The sequence below is a fragment of the Candidatus Thiodiazotropha sp. AKAK3 genome, from assembly GCF_058244645.1.
Map to the genome: position 1 here is coordinate 141,138 of NZ_JBSYOQ010000062.1, position 19,630 is coordinate 160,767.

The following is a 19,630-nucleotide window of genomic DNA, read 5'->3' on the forward strand; positions in this document are numbered from 1 at the left end:
ATCCCTCTGCGAAGCCTAAAACAGATCCGCACTGGATCCATTCAGGGATTGCTTACATGAAGGTTTTGGTGACGCCTAATCCAAACAGGTGAACACTGGAGTCATAGGTACCATTCACTGCAGTGGTTCCGTTCAGCTCTTGTCCAGCCACTGCTGCTTGATCGCTTTCAATGGTGCGTTCATCGAATTGGACATACATATAGCCGACGTCGAATGTCCAACCATCACTAATGGTGTGGCCTACACCCAGACTGAAGAGCTGGCGATCAGCATCAGGGACTCGGGGGCTGAAATACTCATCTTTTTGCGGCGTTTCATCGTAGGTGTAGCCAATTCTTAATTGCGTTGCCTGGGTGAAGTCATAGGTTACGCCAAGGCGATAAGCACTGGCATTTTCGAAGTTATTGACGCTTGTGAAGATAGTGGAACCATACTTATCACTCTTGACGTCAAGGGTATCGAATTTATTCCAGCCTGTGCGGGTGTAGTCAAACTCGATTCCAAGTTTCTCGGTTGCTTCGTATCTTGCTCCGACTTGCAGGCGCCAGGGCAGCTCGAGGGTTGCGGTTACATCATCACCTACGCTGGCCGGTATTACGCCGGCTTGATCATCCAGAGTACCTTCGACCTTGATTTTTGAGCTTGAGTGATAGCTTGCACCAAAACTCCAGCTGTCGAGTACCAGCATACCGCCAAGATTGAAACCTACACTGCTCCCGTCACCCTCAAGATTGAACCCAGGGTAGTTACTGCCATCGTTGAGAACACTGTTAAATTCCACTGTTTTCATCCAGTAGTAGTCAATGCCGACCGCCAGGGAGGCCTGGTCACTCAGTTTGTAAGAGGCGCTTGGGCTGAATGCCGCAATTTCCAGAAGGGTCTTTGTGGGGATGAAGGATCCCATTGGGTATTGATCGCTGAAAGTTTCGGTATCCCACTCGCTCTCGAGTCCGAAAGGGGCATTGATAGCAATGCCAATGCCCCACTCCTCATTCAAGGTGCTATGCGCTGTGATAGCTGGTGCCGCCACAAGATCATTGCCATCGCTGTCTACTGTTCCTGAGCCAGTGTCTGCGGTGAGGTCAGGTTGAATCAGCAGTGTTCCTAGGGATACTGAACTACCTTCATGGAAAGAGATCGCTGCCGGGTTATAGGCAATTGCACCCAGGACTTCAGAGTTGGCAACCAAGGCATTGGATGTGGCCAGGCCCGCTATGCTTAATTCCGGGACTGCGAAGCCAGAAGCCTGAACAGTTGAGTTAGCCATTAAAAGGGCTGAGCTACAGGCCAGTCCAAGTTTAGTGGCCTTGAATTTGAGTTTATGGTGCATGCGGATCCTCCACCTTTCTGTTGTTATTCTCCAGAACTATCCTATCTCATTTTTTCTTAGTTCGGATTTAGTTCTGGTGCGTTTTTAGTCCTAACCAGACCATTCTTCATCCATCTGCAAGTCCAGTCAATGTGAAATGAGTTTAGAGATATTAGATAAAACTACCACAACATGGCTCAGGTAAAAACGGAAAAGTTGATCAACGCTCCCTCTGTGTTGCTGTTTGTGGTATAAAAAGGGTTTATCCATACAAAGAACAACTGATCGGAATTCATATACCCATGGCGGATAGAAGATTACAGGTTTTTCATACAGTTGCACGTCTTTTGAGCTTCACTAAAGCGGCTGAGACCCTGCATATGACCCAGCCGGCAGTAACGTTTCAAGTTCGTCAACTTGAAGAGTATTTCAATACACGTCTATTTGACAGAACCCACAATCGTATCAGTCTGACTGAAGCGGGTGATCGGGTATTCGGTTATGCAGATCGAATTTTCGATCTGTATGCGGATATGGAGAACTCTGTAAGGGAGATGACCGGAGAGATCCGGGGGGCGCTGACGATTGGCGCGAGTACCACCATCGCTGAATATATGCTGCCATCCCTGCTAGGGGATTTCGGAACCCGATATCCAGAAGTGACGATACATTTAAGGGTTTCAAACTCTGAAGGGATTGTCTCTATGGTAGAAAACAACAACATCGATCTAGGTGTTGTGGAAGCACCGGTTGGCAACAAGAATTTAGTGGTTGAGGTTTGTCGTAAAGACCAATTGGTGGCGATTGTGCCTCCGAATCACGATTTGTCGAATCTGGAATCGGTAAAGATCGAGCAGCTGCTTGAGTATCCCTTTATCTGCCGTGAAGAGGGGTCTGGTACTCGGGAAGTAATCAATGAGTATCTGGAAAATCACAGTTCTGATTCAACCTTGAACATCTACATGGAGTTGGGTAGTCCAGAAGCTGTCAAGGGTGCTGTAGAGGCAGGAATGGGTGTCTCGGTGGTCTCCAGGGCTACCATACAGAAAGAGTTGAAACTGGATACCCTTAGAGCGATTAATCTGGTCCCCGCATTGGAGAGACCCTTCTCTTTCGTACATCAGAAGCAGAAGTTTCGTTTGCGTGCCATGGAAGAGCTGCTTGAATTCGCGAGAGGCTACTGTGTTGATCATGCCAAAGAGAATTTTTAGCAATAATATGCGAAGTACTCATCAATACAGGACCCTACACTAGGTGCATTTTGTACCCAAACAGCAGAAGCTCGATTCTGAGCAACAGGCGTTGTTGAATCTCTTTACCCAGTTAGCCCCTGGAGACCGAGCTACACTGATCGCCTTTGCTGAGTTTCTCTCCGGGCGTCAGGAGTTAGGCAACAGTGTTGAAGAAGAGGCGACGCCACTTGAGCCGAAATTGGTGGAACGCCCTGCAAAAGAGTCGGTAGTCAAGGCGATAAAAAGGCTTTCAGCCAGTTATTTCATGCTGCAACGAGACAAATTATTGGATGAGACCTCATCGTTGATGATGTCTCACATTATGCAGGGTAGGGATGCCTTAGAGGTTATTGAGGAACTGGAAGCTCTGTTTGATAAGCACTATCAAGATTATCGAAATAATTTTTAAGCCACTTGACGACTTGATCAGAGGCTTCCTAACCAGATCATCTGTGAATTCTGGGCGTTATATGCCTATCCATAGGCAGATGCGCAGCTGAACACAACCTAATACCGCGTCGGGTTAATAACATGCAGGTCATCACCAACTGGTTCAAACGCTATTTCTCTGATCCTCAGATCATTTTTCTGACCCTTTTTCTGATCTTTTTTTTCGGTATTGTAATCACCATGGGGAATATGCTTGCCCCGGTCCTGGCAAGTATCGTTGTCGCCTATCTCCTGGAGGGTGTCGTCACCTATCTGGAGCGCCGTTCCTGGCCCAGGCTGTTATCGGTGATACTGGTATTTATTATGTTTCTGCTCTTCGTTGCCCTGATCATGCTTGGGCTCCTGCCGTTGTTATCGCGTCAGGTCACTGATTTTCTCCAGCAATTGCCAAGTATGATCTCCCTTGGTCAACAGGCATTGATGCAATTACCAGAACGCTACCCGGATCTGATACCTCAGGACCAGGTGGATCAACTGATTCTACAGATACGCAATGAGATCGCCTCTTTTGCCCAGCAGGCAGTTTCCTGGTCTTTGGCATCTGTTGTTGGCGTCATCACTCTGGTGGTCTATCTGATCCTGATGCCCTTGTTGGTGTTTTTCTTCCTGAAAGATAAAAAGCTGATTATTGATTGGTTTGTCTCCTATCTGCCCAGCCACCGCCGCTTCTCTGTGACTGTCTGGAAAGATGTTGATATACAGATCGCCAACTATGTGCGAGGGAAGTTCTGGGAAATCGTTATCGTCTGGTCATTCAGTTTTGTGGCGTTTACTTTTTTGGGGCTGAACTATGCACTGCTGCTCGCGGTGTTGGTCGGGTTATCGGTAATTATTCCCTATATCGGCGCCGCAGTAGTGACTATACCGGTGTTATTTATCGCCTGGTTTCAATGGGGGTGGTCTTCAGACTTCGCCTGGCTTGCTGCGACCTATTTCGTTATCCAGGCCTTGGATGGGAACGTTTTGGTACCACTGCTTTTCTCTGAAGTGGTTAATCTCCACCCTGTCGCGATCATAGTTGCGATTCTTGTGTTTGGCGGTTTCTGGGGTTTTTGGGGGGTGTTTTTTGCTATTCCTCTGGCAACACTGGTGCAGGCGGTGCTTGCTGCCTGGCCGAGGGATGTGGGTGAGGAGGTTGAAGTTTCGAACTGAGCCCCTGTCTCACTCACCAGAGGAGACAGGTTAATAGTGGCACACGACCCCTAGCCCAGTTGAAGCTGAAAGTAAGCTCAGGAGGCTTTTTTGGTGTTGATTCCAAACAGTGTCCAGAGTGGGCAAAAGGAGACCAGGCCTGTGACCAGAGGAACAGCGCCAATCGCCCCTAACCAGTTGATTGGGTCACTGAGCAGAAAGCCCCATGCAAGAATGGCCAGTCCGCCAACAATCCTGAGAATTCGTTCAATACCGCCTACATTTTGAGTCATGCTATTTCTCCTGAGTTATTCGATTTAACCACCAAGCCGCCAACGAGTTCAGATTTCCGTTGTGCTGGTAGATGTCAAAGCAGAGGATAAGCCCTGATCCGGTAAATGTATGTGACTATGTCACACAGCACTTGGTTTATTGAGTTTCACTACTTTTTTCGTAGAGGCTGTCTCTGTTGCAGATTTTTATCACACCTCTGGCTGTGGAGATCATTTGCTGCTGCTCGAGGTCTTTAAGAATGCGACTGACCACCTCTCTGGAAGTTCCGAGGTCAGAGGCTATTATCTGATGTGTGGTTTCGATAGATCCGTCAATGGTATCAGCTCTCTGTATCAGGTAGCTGGCCAAGCGGCGGTCAACACGGCGGAAAGCGATCTCCTCAACCACCCCAATGACTTCACTTAAGCGACTGCTGATAAGATTGAAAAGATAGTTTCTCAAGGCGGGCGTGTCATCAGTCCAACGTATCACATCAGCTGTACTGATCAGCACTGCTTCAATTGGCTCTTCAGTTATCGCATAGGCAGGAAAGGGCTCGTCGTTGATGATACAGGAGGCAGTCAGGATGCAGCTTTCACCCGGACCGATTCGGTATAATGTGATTTCTCTACCGCTGTCACTGATTTTATAGACCCTCGCCACTCCCGATATGACTAGTGCGAGATGACTGCATTGGGTGCCCTGATGGCAAATTGGTTGTGATGGGGGCAACTCTATCTTGTTAACACGATCGAAAAAGCGTTGTACGAAGTCACTGTCTGCGCTCTGCAGAAAATGGAATTGTTCGATAATTCGGGAAATCGTGTTGGCGTCGGTAATCAAAGCAACCTCAGAAAACTGCTGAATATTTGGAGCGAAATAGTGCTGTTCAAAGTGCCTCTAATACAAAATAAAGGCAATTTTACTTCGGGTAAAGTAATTGAAGATGAGGCACTTGTATTCATGATGTGCTAATTTACTACATATTTGTGATCTAAGGCTCTTAAGTTACCCGCATGTCAGATCCAGACGCAGAAGCGATAAAAATCAAAAAAGAACGAATTCGCCTGTTATATGCCAATGGCATAACACTCATTATTGCGAATTTAATCGCTGGAGTGCTCTTTTTCTATCTCAACAAAGTCTGGGAGTTCAACCTGGGTATTGTCTGGGGAGGACTGCTTGCAGTTGTGTTACTGGGACAAACGACACTGACGCTGTTTTCCAGGCAAAGTCAGCTGGAAAATTTGCAGTTCTGGCGTTACGCCATGCTTCCTGGGGTTCTTTTGCTTGGCTTGTTATGGGCTGCAGCGTTGGTGCACCTACTATTCAATCCAGAATCAACCAACTATCTGGTCATCGATCTGGTTTTGATCGGTACTGTTTTCCTGCTGACTGCCCTGCTACTCACTATTGATACCTTCTTCAGCATAGTTTTCGTGCTGTCGGCAACACTTCTGATAGTACTGGTGCTGAATGGCGATAAAGAGGGGGTCAGTGAAGAGTTCCTCGCCGGGTTGATTGCTTATGCTCTTGCGTTACTGATTCTCTCTGCATGGATGACGGTATATCAGCAGGGCTACCTGCTGATGGCCGCAAATCGGGTGTTGTTACATGAGCGTATGGTTGCTTCGGAAACAGAATTGAGTGAGATGAGGAGTCGCTTGATTCAGGAAAACGATCAGCGTCAGTCCGTTGAGCAGGAGCTGTTTCTGGCCAAGGAGGAGGCAGAAGGTGCGAACCTCGCCAAGTCTGAGTTTTTGGCCACCATGAGTCATGAAATCCGAACGCCTTTGAATGGCATTCTGCCAATCCTCGAAATGTTGCTTGAGACCAAGCTGAATCGGGAGCAGAAACAGTTTGTCGGCACAGCTCTCAATTCATCACAGCTATTGCTTAGCATCATTAACGATATTCTCGACTTCTCAAAGATTGAAGCGGGTAAACTCGATTTGGAATTTATTGAGCTCAATCTGGCAAATACCATTGAGCAGGTAACTTCCTTGATGAAGAACGCTGCTGATCGACGCAATTTAAAACTCAACTATCGAATCGAACGGGGTGTACCGAAAACCGTAAGGGGTGATCCCATGCGCTTGCGTCAGATTCTCACTAATCTGGTAAGCAACGCAATTAAGTTTACCGAGCACGGTGAGGTCACGGTTGAATTGTCTAATCGTCAAACCTCCCGTACAGAGGTTGAACTGATGTTCGCGGTACGTGATACAGGGATTGGAATGACCCAGGAACAGGTAGAGCGTCTGTTCGAACCCTTTTCCCAGGCAGATGCATCAACCACGCGCAAGCATGGTGGAACCGGTTTGGGGCTGGTGATCTGCAAAAGACTGACTGAGTTGATGGGGGGTAAGATCGGGGTCAAATCAACGCCGAATCAAGGCTCTTTTTTCTGGTTTATCCTGCCAATGAGAAAATCTCTACAGGAGATGCCTTCCGGAAGACGCAATCTACAGGATATTCGCACCCTGCTGATTGCTGATACACAAATTCAAGAGGCCCGGCAGTTGTTCTATACCCTTAAGGAAGAGGGGATGATGGTGGAACAGAGTGTGGATCAATACGATGCTCTCCATAAACTCAAATCTTCAGCAAGTCTAGGCGTGAGCTGGCGTTATGAGCTGATTGTGTTCGATGCTTCACTAACCAGTATTAATCTTGCTCAAACCATCAATTCCGCGAGAGAAGTGGCGCATATGCGCGATGTCATGATTCTGGCCGTGAATGTGCCGTATGAAGCCTCTACGACCTACGAGGCCTTGGGTGTCGAGTGTCTTACTGCCAACACGACTGGTAAAGAGATCAAGCAACGGTTAAATCGAATATTCGATGTTGAGCAGACCTCTGGGGTGACAACTATGCCGGAAGAGGTACCGATTCCACGTATGCCGGACGACCATTTCAATTGGCTGGATAGTCAACTTGAACCGCAGCAAGAACCTGGTGCCATGCGGGAAGATGATGCGAGGCAGGATCCGTCTCATACCAGGCTGGTAGGACGGGTGCTGGTGGTTGAAGACAACCCTGTCAATCAGGCTGTTGTGAAGAAAATGCTGGAGAAGGCTGGTCTCTCTCCAATAACCTCAAATGATGGTGTCGAAGCTATTCAAGCGATGAGCGAAGAGCAGTTCGACGTGGTACTGATGGATTGCCAGATGCCCAGAATGGATGGATATGAAACCACAGAGGCAATTCGGGATAGGGAGCAGAAGCAGGGGCTGATGCGCACCCCTGTTATTGCTATGACAGCAAATGCCATGGCTGGGGATCGGGAGCGCTGCCTGGCAGTGGGTATGGACGATTATCTGTCAAAGCCGGTAAAACCGGCCCAGCTCGAAAATATGCTGCGTCAGTGGTTGCCGATGGAAGAGATGATAAGTGAGGGCAGTGATGCTAGTCTAACTGAGCCTGTTCATGAAACTGAAGAAGAGGCAGAGATTGATATATCGAGTGAGGATTTGCTGCATGTTGGAGATATTGGCATGTCATCTGGTGGCATGATTGATCGTAACGTATTAGAAGAGCTATACGAAATCATGGAAGAGGATTTCGTTTCTGTGCTTGAGAGTTATCTCAAGAGCGCACCTGGGCTGATGCTTGGGATTCGTGACGCAGTAAAGGCTGGAGACATGGATGGATTGGTTAAATCGGCCCATCCCTTGAAATCGAGCAGCGCAAATGTTGGCGCTATGGAACTTTCAATCCTCGCCCGAGACCTTGAGTTCAAAGGCCGACAGGGGGATACCAGCGGCTTAATCGCCAGTTATAACCAGACAGCAGAAATCTATCGTCGCTCTATCAACGAACTTAAGAGTATCGTGGATAGGGGAAGTATCCACTGAATGGTGCGTTGACCCAAGCACATCAAGAGATTCAGATAGTGTTATTTCTGCATGGCTGGTGTGAATTTGAGGCAATTTGATTCAATTTTCCAACTTCTCTGGTGGAGTATGGCCCCATCCTACGGCTCGCGAAGGGCTATGGCAGCATTGGAGCCTTTCAGCCATCAGGAACCGATTTATCTATGTCTCAGGGGCTCCTTAAAGGTTAGCTGATGCATAATCGGCCAATCGAGAACGCTCTCCACGCTGCAAGGTGATATGGCCACTGTGAGGCCAGTTCTTAAAACGATCCACTGCATAGGTCAGACCGGAGGTGGTCTCAGTCAGGTAGGGGGTGTCGATTTGCGCGACATTCCCCAGGCAGACGATCTTAGTACCTGGTCCTGCACGGGTGATCAAGGTTTTCATCTGCTTGGGTGTGAGGTTTTGAGCCTCATCCAGGATGATGAATTTGTTGAGAAAGGTTCTGCCTCGCATGAAGTTGAGGGAGTGGATTCGAATACGGCTGCGCAGCAGGTCTTCTGTTGCAGCGCGACCCCATTCACCACCTTCGGTCTGGGTGAGTACCTCCAGGTTATCCATCAATGCCCCCATCCAGGGAGTCATTTTTTCTTCCTCGGTGCCGGGTAGAAAACCGATATCCTCACCAACGGGAACAGTGACTCTGGTCATGATGATTTCACGATAGATGTTGAGATCAAGTGTCTGTACCAATCCGGCGGCCAGTGTTAACAGGGTTTTACCTGTGCCGGCTGTACCTAAAAGTGATACAAAGTCGAGGTTCGGATCAAGCAATAGATTCAGCGCATAATTTTGCTCTTGATTGCGTGCGGTGATGCCCCAAACAGCATGTTTGGGATTACTGTAGTCTTCAGCCAGTTCAATGACGGCGCTACTATCCTGCTGCTCCCTGACAATTGCCTGAAATCCCTCATCGCCCTTTAAGTAGAGGCACTGACTCGGATACCAGGATTGAGTATCGGGTCCAGTGACACGATAAAAAGTTCTACCCTCCTCCTGCCATGATTCAAGCTCTTTTGTATGCTGCTCCCAGAAATCAGATTCAACCTCATCGAGTCCGCTGTAGAGCAGATTGACGTCTTCCAACACCTGATCATTGCTATAGTCTTCAGCCCGGATACCGAGTACGGTGGCTTTGATACGTAGATTAATATCCTTGGATACCAGTACGATACTTTTTTCAGGGTATTCCGATTGAAGATCGAGCGCTGTGGCGAGTATGTTGTTGTCAGGGGTGTTGCCCGGTAACGAGAGTGGCAGATCCCTGGTGACTGGTTTGGTTTGAAACAATAGGTGTCCAGAAATTGCATCACTGGTGCCATTCAGCTGCAGGGTGTTCAAGGGTAATCCCTGGCTGATTGTCTCCTGGGAGGCGTGCCCCATCAGTTCGTCGAGAAAACGACTGGTCTGGCGTACGTTCCTCGCCACTTCTGACATGCCCTTCTTGCCCTTATCAAGCTCTTCAAGTACCACCATGGGAAGAAAGATATCGTGCTCTTTGAAGCGAAAGAGGGCGGTCGGGTCGTGCATCAGCACATTGGTATCAAGGACAAACAAGCGTGGTTTATTGGTTTGGGATTCTGACATGCTCGGTCTCAATTCTCGGACAGGCGATGAGCTTCATTGGTATGAAACTCAATACAGCGGTTTTTTAGGGTGAGGTTCAGGAGAGATTTCCAGCCCGTATGGCTTTAAGCGTCTCCAATACCTCTTCGACGTGGCCTTTCACTTTAACTTTTCGCCATTCATAGCGTAACTTACCAGCCTCATCGATCAGGAAAGTACTGCGCTCGATCCCTCTTACCTTCTTGCCGTACATCGATTTCATTTTTATGACATCGAAGGCCTGGCAAAGGGTTTCATCCTTGTCAGATAGCAGCTCAAATGGAAATCCTTGTTTGGATTTGAAGTTTTCCTGCGCTTTCACTCCATCTCTGGAGGCGCCGAGTATAACAGCAGATTGTCGGCGGAATTTGGCAATCGCTGCAGTGAAATCCAGACCCTCTTGGGTACAACCTGGTGTGCTTGCTTTGGGGTAGAAGTAAAGAATAATCGGTTTACCTCTGAAATCACTGAATTTTATCTGTTTATCTCCCGTAGCAGGGAGTGAGATATCGGCTACGGTTTTTCCAATGGCGACAGCGCTCATTTGTGGTGATTCCTCCTTAACCTTTGATCGGTTCTATGACTGCGTCGAGGTTGAGGGCATCACAGTAGTCCATGAACTCCTCTCTCAGCACGGCAATCTGGGTTTCCGATGGTATGCCGACACTCAGGTGTACCGAGAACATCGGTGTGCCGGTGTGGGCTGCGGAATAACTGCTGGTAGTCATATCTTCAATATTGATTTGACGCTCGGAAAAAAACTCAGCCAATTGATTGACAATGCCAGGGTGATCCATGGAGACCACTTCAACGAGATAGGGCAGTTGATTACTCGATGGAATGCGGCCCTCTGTACGTTTGCAGATGATTGTCAGGCCCAAATCTTTTTGCAATTCAGGAACAGCTGACTCCAGTTTGGCCAGGGTATTCCACGGCCCTTCGATCAGAAGCAGTATGGCGAATTCGCCGCCGAGTACAGTCATCCGGCTGTCGGTAATATTGCAGCCCTCGTCGAGGATCTTTTTGGAAAGATTCTTGACGATACCGGGTTGGTCTTTGCCGAGTGCCGAGATAACCAGAAAGTTCTTCGGTGTGGACATTGGGATCTCTTACAGTCAGTTATTGTTCAGGGTTTTGTTGAGTGTACCACCAGGGGTGAGTCACAAGCGATATGTCATGGTTTAAATTTGTGCCACTTGTCAGAGTCACGAGCCACAGGCTAACATTGCGGATTGATCAAAATTAGGGGTGTGGACTGATGTTTCACGGCAGTATGGTAGCAATGATCACTCCCATGAGTGAAGATGGCGTCCTGGATGATGGCGCTCTGCAAGGGTTGGTGGATTTTCACGTCCAGCAGGGCAGTGATGCCATAGTGGCTGTCGGCACGACAGGTGAATCAGCTACCCTCGATGAAGAGGAGCACTGTGCGGTTATTCGTCGTGTGGTTGAATATGTTGACTCGCGCATTCCGGTTATTGCCGGTACCGGGGCCAACTCTACCCGAGAGGCAATAGATCTGACACGCTGTGCCAAAGAGGCTGGGGCAGATGCCTGTCTATTGGTTACGCCCTATTACAATAAGCCTACCCAGGAAGGGCTCTTTCAGCACTACAAGGCTGTGGCCGAAGCGGTCGATATTCCTCAGATTCTCTACAATGTCCCAGGTCGTACCGCCTGCGATATGCTCCCCGAGACGATTGCGCGTCTGGCACCTATCCCGAATATTATCGGGGTCAAAGAGGCAACAGGTGATCTTGACCGGTTACAGCAGATAATGGATCTCTGCAGTTCTGATTTCGAGCTCTATAGTGGTGACGATGCCACCGGATGTGAGTTTCTACTGCGAGGCGGTCACGGGGTTATCTCTGTAACAGCGAATGTAGCACCAGCTTTGATGCATGATATGGTGGCTGCTGCTTTGGCAGGCAACCGCTCTGAGGCAGAGGCAATTGATAAGCGTCTGGCAGGATTGCATAGTGCACTTTTCGTGGAATCGAGTCCGATTCCGGTAAAATGGGCGATGACAGAGCTTGGGCTTGCTCAGAAGGGTATCCGGTTACCCCTTACCTGGATGACACAAACATCAGAGCCGTCAGTGCGTGCTGCCATGCAGCAGGCAGGGGTTTTGTGATTATTAAATACAGCCTTCACGCACCGAAAGTCCAGAGTAAGAAGTGCCAAACCTCTTCCTGCTGTAAACTTGAGGTTAAAATCCTTGTCATAGGCAACACAGTACAATCTGGCAAAACTCCTTGAATATGCGCTTAAACCTAATTTTTCTCTCTCTATCCTTATCGATTCTGTCATTGTCTGGTTGCAGTTCTGATGGTGGATTTTTCTCCGATTCGGAGCGTGAATACCGAACTCAGCAAGAGACTGTTGATGACTTGGAGATACCTCCAGATCTAACCAGCCAGACCATTCAGGATGCAATGGCTATTCCTGGTGCTGGCAGTGCCTCCTACGAGGAGTATGCCAGTCAGCGGGATAAACGAACTTCCGGCTCCATAGTTGCCGAGGAAGTATTACCTGAATTTGAAGGTATACGAGTCGAACGTGATGGTGATAAGCGCTGGTTGGTTATCGATGCTGAACCACGTCGAGTTTGGCCGAAAGTAGTGGCATTCTGGCGTAAAAACGGTCTACTTCTGATCGAGCAGAATCCAAAAGTCGGTGTCATGAAAACGGACTGGCTGGAGAGCCGTGCTGATATCAAGCAAGGCTTTATTACTGAATTCTTCAGAAAAGCCCTGGGCGGTATCTACTCATCAGCCACCAGGGATCAGTTTCGGGTCAGATTGGATCGGGGACTCGAGCAAGGAACTACTGAACTCTATTTAACCCATAGAGGATTGGAAGAGAAGCTGAAAGAAAATATCAGTGGTGATGCGGATACCACCTATTGGACCCCTCGTCCCAATGATCCTGAGGTCGAGGCCTCTATGCTACGCAGCCTTATGGTGCATCTTGGTGTCTCCTCTGAGAAGGCTAAGGAGGCGGTCTCTGCATCCAGCGAAAGAGCAGATCGTTCTCGTCTGCTGACGACTGGAGAATTACCGGAATTGTGGATCGACGAAGAGTTTGCCCGAGCCTGGAGACTGACTGGGGTTGCCCTTGATCGGGTTGGGTTTGCGGTGGAAGACAGGGATCGATCCAATGGCACCTATTTTGTTCGTTACAGCCAATTATCGGAAGATGAAAAAGAGGATGAGGGTTTTCTCTCCAAGCTTGCATTCTGGTCGGATGATGAAGAAAAGATCAACAGTGAGGCTCAATATCAGGTGAAACTCTTATCTGACGGAACAACTACCCAGGTTGTGGTGAGAAATGAGCAGGGTGGAGAAGCCGATGCCATAGCTGTTGAAACCATACTTGGACTGATTCACGAACAGATACGCTGATTAGTGTCGCTACGCTTTGCGATTCTCGGAAGTGGCAGTCGCGGCAATGCGCTGCTGCTGGAGACTGCCCATGTCAGGGTGCTGCTCGATTGCGGCTTTGCAGCTCGTGAAGTAGAGGCAAGGCTCAGCCAGTTGGCGATTGATCCCACTACGCTTACGGCAATTCTGGTAACCCATGAACATGGTGACCATATACGGGGTGTGGGTGCCATGGCGAGACGTTACCAGCTACCGGTGTGGATGACGCCAGGTACATTTCATAGCATCAGCTATGGATCTCTCCCCGATCTGCAGCTGATAGACAGTCATGCAGGGCCCTTCTCCATAGGGGATCTTTCCGTTCTGCCATATCCAGTACCACATGATTCCAGAGAACCCTGCCAATTTGTATTTACATCAGCCAAACACCGCCTGGGGGTATTGACCGATGCTGGCCATATAACGCCCCATATCAGTCAAATCCTAAAGGATTGCGATAATCTGGTATTGGAGTTCAATCATGATTCGGAGATGTTGGCGAATGGACCCTATCCCCGTTCATTGCAAGCCAGGGTTGGTGGTGGCCTTGGCCATTTAAGTAACCATCAAGCACTACAGTTGCTAAATCAACTGCCTACTGAACGATTACACAATTTGGTTGCCTCTCATATCAGTGAAAAAAATAACTCTGCGGAGTTGGTTAAATCCTTGATCACGCAACATCTGCCACACTTGGAAGCAAAACTCAGCCTCGCCTCCCAGAGTAGCGTCAGTGATTGGTTTACACGCCAGTAGAGACTCAGATCTAGAGCTTTTCAGCCTCAGGCTTGGCGTCAGTGGTGCGTTGTAATCAGCCTGATTGAAAAATTGAATGTTGTTGGTGTGGATGCAGAAAGTTTAAGTAATACAGTAGATTACTGTATGCGGAAATGCTTTATTAGCTTTGATTTTCAGTAACTTGAATATAAACTGACAACTTCACAAGCTAGCGGTGCTGTGTCCTCTCCTGGCATCACCGCATACTAATAATTTCAGGAGTGGATGGAGGTTTTCCTAAGATGGCGCATATCGTAGTAATAGGTGCCGGTACAGGTGGGATGCCCTGTGCTTATGAACTTCGCATGGAACTTGGTCGTGAACACGAAGTGACAATGATCAACGAGCGGGAGTATTTCCAGTTCGTTCCTTCAAATCCCTGGCTCGCAGTCGGCTGGCGTGATCGTTCCCACATCACCTTTGATATTCGTCCCCATTTGGAGCGGAAAGGTATCAATTTTATTGCCGATAGGGTCGCAAAGATTGATCCCGAAGCCAAGACGGTTACCCTGGATGGTGGAGATTCGGTCGACTTTGACTACCTGGTTATTGCAACTGGGCCCAGGTTGGCATTTGAAGAAGTTGAGGGTTCAGGGCCGGAGGGTTTTACCGAATCAATCTGTACAGTTGATCATGCTGAGAAGGCTTATCAGGCTTATCTCGATCTGTTGGATGACCCTGGACATGTGATTATTGGTGCAATGCCATTTGCCAGCTGTTTCGGCCCGGCTTATGAATTTTCTTTCATCATGGACTCGGATCTGCGAAAGCGGAAGGTTCGTGACAAAATACCGATCACCTTTGTTACCTCTGAGCCCTATATCGGCCATCTCGGTCTTGGTGGTGTGGGGGATTCAAAGGGTTTTCTCGAGAGCGATTTCCGCAATCACCATATCAACTGGATAACCAATGCCAAGGTAACCAAGGTTGAAAAGGGTAAGATGATCGTCGAACAGTACGATGATTCAGGCCATAAGATCAAAGATCATGAGCTTGAGTTTAAATATTCGATGATGTTACCCGCCTTCAAAGGTGTTGAAGCCGTGGCAGAGGTTGATGGGCTGTGTAATCCACGTGGTTTCGTGTTTGTTGATGATCATCAGCGCAATCCAAAATATCCCAACATCTATGCTGCCGGTGTTTGTATTGCAATACCCCCTGTGGAAGCGACCGCAGTACCAACAGGTGCCCCTAAGACTGGCTATATGATCGAATCAATGGTAACCGCTATTGTGCACAACATTGCTGATGATCTGGCAGGAAGAGAGGGTACAACTCTGGCAACCTGGAACGCCATCTGCCTGGCAGATATGGGCGATACAGGAGCAGCCTTCGTGGCTCTGCCTCAAATCCCTCCTCGCAACGTTGCCTGGTTCAAGAAAGGCAAGTGGGTTCATATGGCCAAGATCGCCTTTGAGAAGTATTTCATCCGCAAGATGAAGAAAGGTACATCCGAGCCAATCTATGAAAAGTATATTTTGAAGATGCTAGGTATCGGTAAACTGAAATAGTTTACACTCTTCTCAGCAGCCCGGCCGTCGGCCGGGCATCACCACACTAGCGCACTACCATGAACTTTCTCATCGCTGCGCTTTCACAAGGGTGTTGGCGAGGCATCTCCAGTCAGGCAAAATCGTGCCAAACCAAGTAGGTAAACAGAGGCATTGACAAGCGTGGCAATTCAAAGACATCAAACCCGAAGTGTTCTGGTTGGCGGAGTACACATTGGGAGTGACGCACCTGTGGTTGTACAGTCTATGACCAACACCGATACAGCTGATATCGACGCGACTACTGAGCAGGTGGCTGCGCTGGCCCGTGCAGGCTCAAAGCTGGTGCGAATCACAGTCAATAATGAGGCTGCTGCAGAGGCAGTACCCGAAATCCAAAATCGCCTGCAACAGATGGGTCTTGATGTTCCTCTGGTCGGAGATTTTCACTTCAACGGCCATCGTCTGTTAAGTGACTATCCTGACTGCGCCCAGGCCTTGGCAAAATATCGTATCAATCCGGGTAATGTGGGAAGTGGTGAGAAGCGTGATAATCAGTTCGCTCTTATGATCGAACTGGCTTGCCGCTACGGGAAGCCGGTACGAATTGGTGTTAATTGGGGCAGTCTTGATAAGGGACTCGTCGCCCGAATGATGGATCAGAATGCAAATTCTGAGAATCCTCTTCCAGCCGACCAGATGACCCGGGAGATCATGGTGACCTCTGCTCTCGAAAGTGCGGAACGTGCGGTGGCACTAGGTCTCTCACCTGAGCAAATCATCCTCTCCTGTAAGATGAGTGGCGTACAGGATCTGATTGCTGTCTATCGGGAGCTGGCAAAGCGTTGCGATTATGCGCTTCATCTCGGTCTTACTGAAGCGGGGATGGGTTCAAAGGGGATAGTTGCCTCCAGTGCTGCCCTGGCGGTGTTGTTGCAAGAAGGTATTGGCGATACGATCCGAATCTCTTTGACGCCGGAACCGGGTGGAGCAAGAACCCAGGAAGTGATTGTAGCCCAAGAGCTGCTTCAATCCATGGGGATCAGTGCATTTACGCCGATGGTAGTGGCTTGTCCAGGATGTGGGCGGACAACCAGCACCTTTTTCCAGCATCTTGCAAAAGAGGTACAGACCCATCTTCGTGAAAGCATGCCTGTGTGGCGTGAAAAATACCCAGAAGTGGCCTCTCTAACGGTTGCTGTCATGGGGTGTGTTGTCAATGGCCCTGGTGAGAGCAAACAGGCTAACATTGGTATCAGCCTGCCAGGAACAGGTGAGTCCCCTTCAGCACCTGTCTATGTGGATGGGGAGAAAAGCGTCACCCTGAAAGGCGAGAATATTGCACAGCAGTTCATTCAGCTGGTGGATGAATATGTGCAGAATCACTATCAATAATGAGATGAATAGTAACAGTTAACTGTTAGATTTAGTCCGACTAAACAATAATATATGGCCAAGAAAGAGCCACTGAGGAGAGGATAATGAAAAAATCTAAAATAGCACTGGCAAGTATGCTGCTGTTTCTGGCAGTCCCTGTAGTACATGCTGATGACGAGGCGTCACCTACGGTTAATCTGAAACGTCTGACGATGGAAAAAGCCAATCAGATCGCATTAGGTGCAGTTGAGGCCTGTCGTAAGCAGGGTATCCAGATAGGTGTGACCGTGGTCGACCGGAATGGGATTGTACAAGTTACCATGCGTGACACGATTGCGGCTCAAATTACACTGCCTATCAGTCGTCAAAAGGCCTTTACTGCGGTCAACTTCAATGCTGCCACCTCAGCACTGAAAGATAGAGCCGACAGCCCCATCGGGCGGATAGATGGCTTGGTGATGTCTGCTGGAGGCCTGCCGGTTCAAGCGGGTGGACAACTGCTTGGTGGAGTAGGGGTGAGTGGCGCACCTTCAGGTGAAACGGATGAGGCTTGCGCACAAGCCGGTATCGATCAGGTAATAGATGATCTGGAAATGGAGTTCTGATTCTTCAAAGTCCCGGCATGATGGGTGTGCTTGGCTGATGGTGCGTGTGTTGTTCTGCTGCTGGCAGTGGTCTGCCATCCAGCAAGGCACTGGCTGCGGCATAGGGATCGGTTTCACTGGTACAGATGACCTGGGTCTTTTCCTGATCCAGGCGTCTGATAAAACCTTGCCCAGCACTGGCTGTCAGTAACACATCAGATTCGAACAGCGGATGTTGCCGGCCTTTGAACTCATGCATCGACATATCTTTGGGTAGGTCCAGCCGATCCACTTCAACTAATTCACCGTCGCCATTCCGACTTAGAATAAGAAAACGGCGACATTTACCTGCATGAGCAGTGATGGTGCGAAAGTTCTGACTGGTTACGGCAATTTTCATCATTCAATTACATCTCTTGTTTGCTCAGGAGAGGATCTTTTTAGCTTCGGGTCTCATCGGACTGGAAGTAGATGCAGGATGCTCTATCATCAGTGAATTTGCCCATTTTTCCATCACTGCATTGGCTACAGGCATAGGTGCCTCGATAAATGAGACGGTGATCTGATCTTCCATCTGACAGATGCCAATGGATCTTGGACGGCAGGCCAATTGCTCTGGCGCCTGGAGGGTAAATCCAAAGCAGAAAAGAACATTGTAGGCAGCGATTATGCCTTCCGCCAATTGCCCCTCGGGCAGTTCTGACGTGTGTTTCAAGTGATTGAAAGTGGCAATGAACCGGGCCGATTTGTGACCAGCGATTTCTGACTCTAAATAGGCGACGATCTCTTCAACCGATTTGAAGCGACAATCCGCTGTATCGATCTGGAGTGAAAATACCGGAAGCCCAATTTCCTCGACGACCTGTTGCAAGTGGCATCTCCATTGTCCATCGGTGGTGATGGTTGAACAATTGATTATCCGGGGAATGTAATGCTTACAGGCCAGCTAAGGCATTGAAAATGATCAATCCTCTGCAATTCTTTGAAGATTTGGTGTGTCCAGTAAGAACTGGTTGGGAGTGGTTTCAATCAGTAGACTCTGGCGCTTGAACTCGGCAATGGTTCGGCTCGCCGTCTCAGTGGTAATACCCAGCATGGCCCCCATGTCTTCACGGGCAAACAGGCTGCACTGACTCTCTTGGGTGTCTTTCACCAACCTCAGTAACAATCGCGCAACACGCTGTTTTGCAGAACCGGTAGAGAGTTCAGTGAGCCAGGCATCGGCTTCATTGAGTGCTTTCTGCCAACGGTTGAGCAGCTCTCTATGGAGTGCTGGGTTCTCTTGGCTGAGGTTATCCACTACCCGGACAGGCAGAGAGCAGACCTCTGTTTCCTGCAAAACCACCGCATCGTGTTGGTAGGCCTCTCCAACGATGCATTCGAGGCCGGTAATATCTGTGGTGCGGATAAGGCGAACGATGCGCTGACTCCCATCAGGCAGATACTGCACCAATTTGAGAATGCCGCTGCGCACTGTGTACATGCGGTCGCCTTTGTCACCAGCATGATAGAGCGTTGATCCGGCTGGGAGTGTGTACTGATCTATCGGGTCGTGGAGCTTCTCGAAATCCTCTTCTTTGAGATCCGCAAACAGAACCGATTCGCGTAACGAGCACTTCAGACAGTCTGCAACTCCATCCCTGGCGTCCTTAAAGGTAACGATTTTAACCATAATTATTTTTTAACCACATAAAATTTACGGCTTTTAGGGGCACCTGAGAATATATTCCGTATCAGCGAGAAATAGTGATCTCTGGAAGTAGTCGATTGTGCCCGTTTTTAGTTACCTAAGATAGCTCTGAAGCGTTTGATTTTTCATCCATCCTGACTGCTGACTGTCAGTTTCAACATGCAGCGAAACCGGTTTGGTTTAGCTCAGAGGAGACAAAATCAATGCCGATTATAATAAAGCCTCCATTTGCATAGACTTTTTCCAATCAGAAAACCGGAACTACCCAGGTAAAAACATAGCTACATTGTCAACCATACCAGATCGTGCATTGATAGGCAGTGAATTTTTTCCAGTGACGGTGGAACCTGTGCGGGCTGAGGTGTATGGTTATGCGCATAAAAATCACTAAACTGACAATAATCCATCTTTG

At 48.7% G+C, this 19,630-nt stretch carries 19 protein-coding genes; 10 read left to right on the forward strand and 9 right to left on the reverse strand.

Annotation, left to right across the window (positions count from 1 at the left end; all coding sequences use genetic code 11):
- Positions 1-52 precede the first annotated feature (52 nt).
- Complete coding sequence (locus AC4IE7_RS16170; protein ID WP_490777894.1) at positions 53-1,330, reverse strand: OmpP1/FadL family transporter; 1,278 nt, start codon at positions 1,328-1,330, stop codon at positions 53-55.
- A 281-nt stretch (positions 1,331-1,611) separates the two neighbouring features.
- Between AC4IE7_RS16170 and AC4IE7_RS16175 the strand changes: the two genes are divergently transcribed.
- The 3 genes from AC4IE7_RS16175 (at position 1,612) to AC4IE7_RS16185 (ending at position 4,143) form a co-directional block, all read left to right on the forward strand.
- Positions 1,612-2,520 (forward strand): selenium metabolism-associated LysR family transcriptional regulator, encoded by a 909-nt coding sequence (locus AC4IE7_RS16175; protein WP_490777895.1) that lies wholly within the window; start codon positions 1,612-1,614, stop codon positions 2,518-2,520.
- A gap of 43 nt (positions 2,521-2,563) precedes the next feature.
- The gene (locus AC4IE7_RS16180; protein WP_490777896.1) at positions 2,564-2,950 is read left to right on the forward strand and encodes a hypothetical protein; all 387 of its coding nucleotides are present in this window, start codon (positions 2,564-2,566) and stop codon (positions 2,948-2,950) included.
- 122 nt (positions 2,951-3,072) lie between these two features.
- The gene (locus AC4IE7_RS16185; protein ID WP_490777897.1) at positions 3,073-4,143 is read left to right on the forward strand and encodes an AI-2E family transporter; all 1,071 of its coding nucleotides are present in this window, start codon (positions 3,073-3,075) and stop codon (positions 4,141-4,143) included.
- A 77-nt stretch (positions 4,144-4,220) separates the two neighbouring features.
- Here the strand turns inward: AC4IE7_RS16185 and AC4IE7_RS16190 are convergent, their stop codons facing one another.
- Complete coding sequence (locus AC4IE7_RS16190) at positions 4,221-4,415, reverse strand: YgaP family membrane protein (RefSeq protein ID WP_490777898.1); 195 nt, start codon at positions 4,413-4,415, stop codon at positions 4,221-4,223.
- A gap of 136 nt (positions 4,416-4,551) precedes the next feature.
- The gene (locus tag AC4IE7_RS16195) at positions 4,552-5,238 is read right to left on the reverse strand and encodes a Crp/Fnr family transcriptional regulator (protein ID WP_490777899.1); all 687 of its coding nucleotides are present in this window, start codon (positions 5,236-5,238) and stop codon (positions 4,552-4,554) included.
- Between the two features lie 173 nt (positions 5,239-5,411).
- On the opposite strand from AC4IE7_RS16195, the gene AC4IE7_RS16200 reads away from it, so the two are divergent.
- Entirely contained in the window at positions 5,412-8,252 is a 2,841-nt protein-coding gene (locus AC4IE7_RS16200) for a hybrid sensor histidine kinase/response regulator (protein ID WP_490777900.1), read from the forward strand.
- A gap of 198 nt (positions 8,253-8,450) precedes the next feature.
- On the opposite strand, the gene AC4IE7_RS16205 is transcribed toward AC4IE7_RS16200, so the two are convergent.
- The 3 genes from AC4IE7_RS16205 to AC4IE7_RS16215 form a co-directional block, all read right to left on the reverse strand.
- The gene (locus AC4IE7_RS16205) at positions 8,451-9,860 is read right to left on the reverse strand and encodes a PhoH family protein (RefSeq protein ID WP_490777901.1); all 1,410 of its coding nucleotides are present in this window, start codon (positions 9,858-9,860) and stop codon (positions 8,451-8,453) included.
- Between the two features lie 76 nt (positions 9,861-9,936).
- Positions 9,937-10,422, reverse strand: coding sequence for a peroxiredoxin (locus AC4IE7_RS16210; protein ID WP_490777902.1), 486 nt, complete (start codon positions 10,420-10,422; stop codon positions 9,937-9,939).
- Between the two features lie 16 nt (positions 10,423-10,438).
- A complete protein-coding gene (locus AC4IE7_RS16215) occupies positions 10,439-10,978 on the reverse strand; it encodes a glycine cleavage system transcriptional repressor (RefSeq protein ID WP_490777903.1) in 540 nt (179 codons plus the stop codon).
- A 158-nt stretch (positions 10,979-11,136) separates the two neighbouring features.
- On the opposite strand from AC4IE7_RS16215, the gene dapA reads away from it, so the two are divergent.
- From dapA to AC4IE7_RS16245, 6 genes are all read left to right on the forward strand, one after another.
- A complete protein-coding gene (dapA, locus tag AC4IE7_RS16220) occupies positions 11,137-12,012 on the forward strand; it encodes a 4-hydroxy-tetrahydrodipicolinate synthase (RefSeq protein WP_490777904.1) in 876 nt (291 codons plus the stop codon).
- Positions 12,013-12,139: 127 nt separating this feature from the next.
- Entirely contained in the window at positions 12,140-13,282 is a 1,143-nt protein-coding gene (gene bamC, locus AC4IE7_RS16225) for an NlpB/DapX family lipoprotein (RefSeq protein ID WP_490777905.1), read from the forward strand.
- Between the two features lie 3 nt (positions 13,283-13,285).
- Positions 13,286-14,056 (forward strand): MBL fold metallo-hydrolase, encoded by a 771-nt coding sequence (locus AC4IE7_RS16230; RefSeq protein ID WP_490777906.1) that lies wholly within the window; start codon positions 13,286-13,288, stop codon positions 14,054-14,056.
- A 263-nt stretch (positions 14,057-14,319) separates the two neighbouring features.
- Complete coding sequence (locus AC4IE7_RS16235; RefSeq protein ID WP_490777907.1) at positions 14,320-15,588, forward strand: NAD(P)/FAD-dependent oxidoreductase; 1,269 nt, start codon at positions 14,320-14,322, stop codon at positions 15,586-15,588.
- 162 nt (positions 15,589-15,750) lie between these two features.
- Positions 15,751-16,962 carry a flavodoxin-dependent (E)-4-hydroxy-3-methylbut-2-enyl-diphosphate synthase gene (ispG, locus tag AC4IE7_RS16240; RefSeq protein ID WP_490777908.1) on the forward strand — a complete coding sequence of 404 codons (1,212 nt, stop codon included), beginning with the start codon at positions 15,751-15,753 and terminating at the stop codon, positions 16,960-16,962.
- Positions 16,963-17,048: 86 nt separating this feature from the next.
- Positions 17,049-17,549 (forward strand): GlcG/HbpS family heme-binding protein, encoded by a 501-nt coding sequence (locus AC4IE7_RS16245; RefSeq protein WP_490777909.1) that lies wholly within the window; start codon positions 17,049-17,051, stop codon positions 17,547-17,549.
- A 4-nt stretch (positions 17,550-17,553) separates the two neighbouring features.
- Here the strand turns inward: AC4IE7_RS16245 and AC4IE7_RS16250 are convergent, their stop codons facing one another.
- The 3 genes from AC4IE7_RS16250 to AC4IE7_RS16260 form a co-directional block, all read right to left on the reverse strand.
- Positions 17,554-17,931: a NifB/NifX family molybdenum-iron cluster-binding protein gene (locus tag AC4IE7_RS16250; RefSeq protein WP_490777910.1), complete on the reverse strand. Its 378-nt coding sequence runs from the start codon at positions 17,929-17,931 to the stop codon at positions 17,554-17,556.
- Positions 17,932-17,952: 21 nt separating this feature from the next.
- Complete coding sequence (locus AC4IE7_RS16255) at positions 17,953-18,399, reverse strand: DUF6858 family protein (RefSeq protein WP_490777911.1); 447 nt, start codon at positions 18,397-18,399, stop codon at positions 17,953-17,955.
- A gap of 93 nt (positions 18,400-18,492) precedes the next feature.
- Positions 18,493-19,200, reverse strand: coding sequence for a Crp/Fnr family transcriptional regulator (locus AC4IE7_RS16260; RefSeq protein ID WP_490777912.1), 708 nt, complete (start codon positions 19,198-19,200; stop codon positions 18,493-18,495).
- Positions 19,201-19,630 lie beyond the last annotated feature (430 nt).

Bases quoted from the DNA above. Each gene is read 5' to 3' on its own strand.
- AC4IE7_RS16175 (WP_490777895.1), top strand. From the start codon at position 1,612: ATGGCGGATAGAAGATTACAGGTTTTTCATACAGTTGCACGTCTTTTG.
- AC4IE7_RS16200 (WP_490777900.1), top strand. From the start codon at position 5,412: ATGTCAGATCCAGACGCAGAAGCGATAAAAATCAAAAAAGAACGAATT.
- bamC (WP_490777905.1), top strand. From the start codon at position 12,140: ATGCGCTTAAACCTAATTTTTCTCTCTCTATCCTTATCGATTCTGTCA.
- AC4IE7_RS16185 (WP_490777897.1), top strand. From the start codon at position 3,073: ATGCAGGTCATCACCAACTGGTTCAAACGCTATTTCTCTGATCCTCAG.
- AC4IE7_RS16260 (WP_490777912.1), bottom strand. From the start codon at position 19,200: ATGGTTAAAATCGTTACCTTTAAGGACGCCAGGGATGGAGTTGCAGAC.
- AC4IE7_RS16215 (WP_490777903.1), bottom strand. From the start codon at position 10,978: ATGTCCACACCGAAGAACTTTCTGGTTATCTCGGCACTCGGCAAAGAC.
- dapA (WP_490777904.1), top strand. From the start codon at position 11,137: ATGTTTCACGGCAGTATGGTAGCAATGATCACTCCCATGAGTGAAGAT.
- AC4IE7_RS16210 (WP_490777902.1), bottom strand. From the start codon at position 10,422: ATGAGCGCTGTCGCCATTGGAAAAACCGTAGCCGATATCTCACTCCCT.
- AC4IE7_RS16205 (WP_490777901.1), bottom strand. From the start codon at position 9,860: ATGTCAGAATCCCAAACCAATAAACCACGCTTGTTTGTCCTTGATACC.
- AC4IE7_RS16170 (WP_490777894.1), bottom strand. From the start codon at position 1,330: ATGCACCATAAACTCAAATTCAAGGCCACTAAACTTGGACTGGCCTGT.
- AC4IE7_RS16190 (WP_490777898.1), bottom strand. From the start codon at position 4,415: ATGACTCAAAATGTAGGCGGTATTGAACGAATTCTCAGGATTGTTGGC.
- AC4IE7_RS16235 (WP_490777907.1), top strand. From the start codon at position 14,320: ATGGCGCATATCGTAGTAATAGGTGCCGGTACAGGTGGGATGCCCTGT.
- AC4IE7_RS16245 (WP_490777909.1), top strand. From the start codon at position 17,049: ATGAAAAAATCTAAAATAGCACTGGCAAGTATGCTGCTGTTTCTGGCA.
- AC4IE7_RS16250 (WP_490777910.1), bottom strand. From the start codon at position 17,931: ATGATGAAAATTGCCGTAACCAGTCAGAACTTTCGCACCATCACTGCT.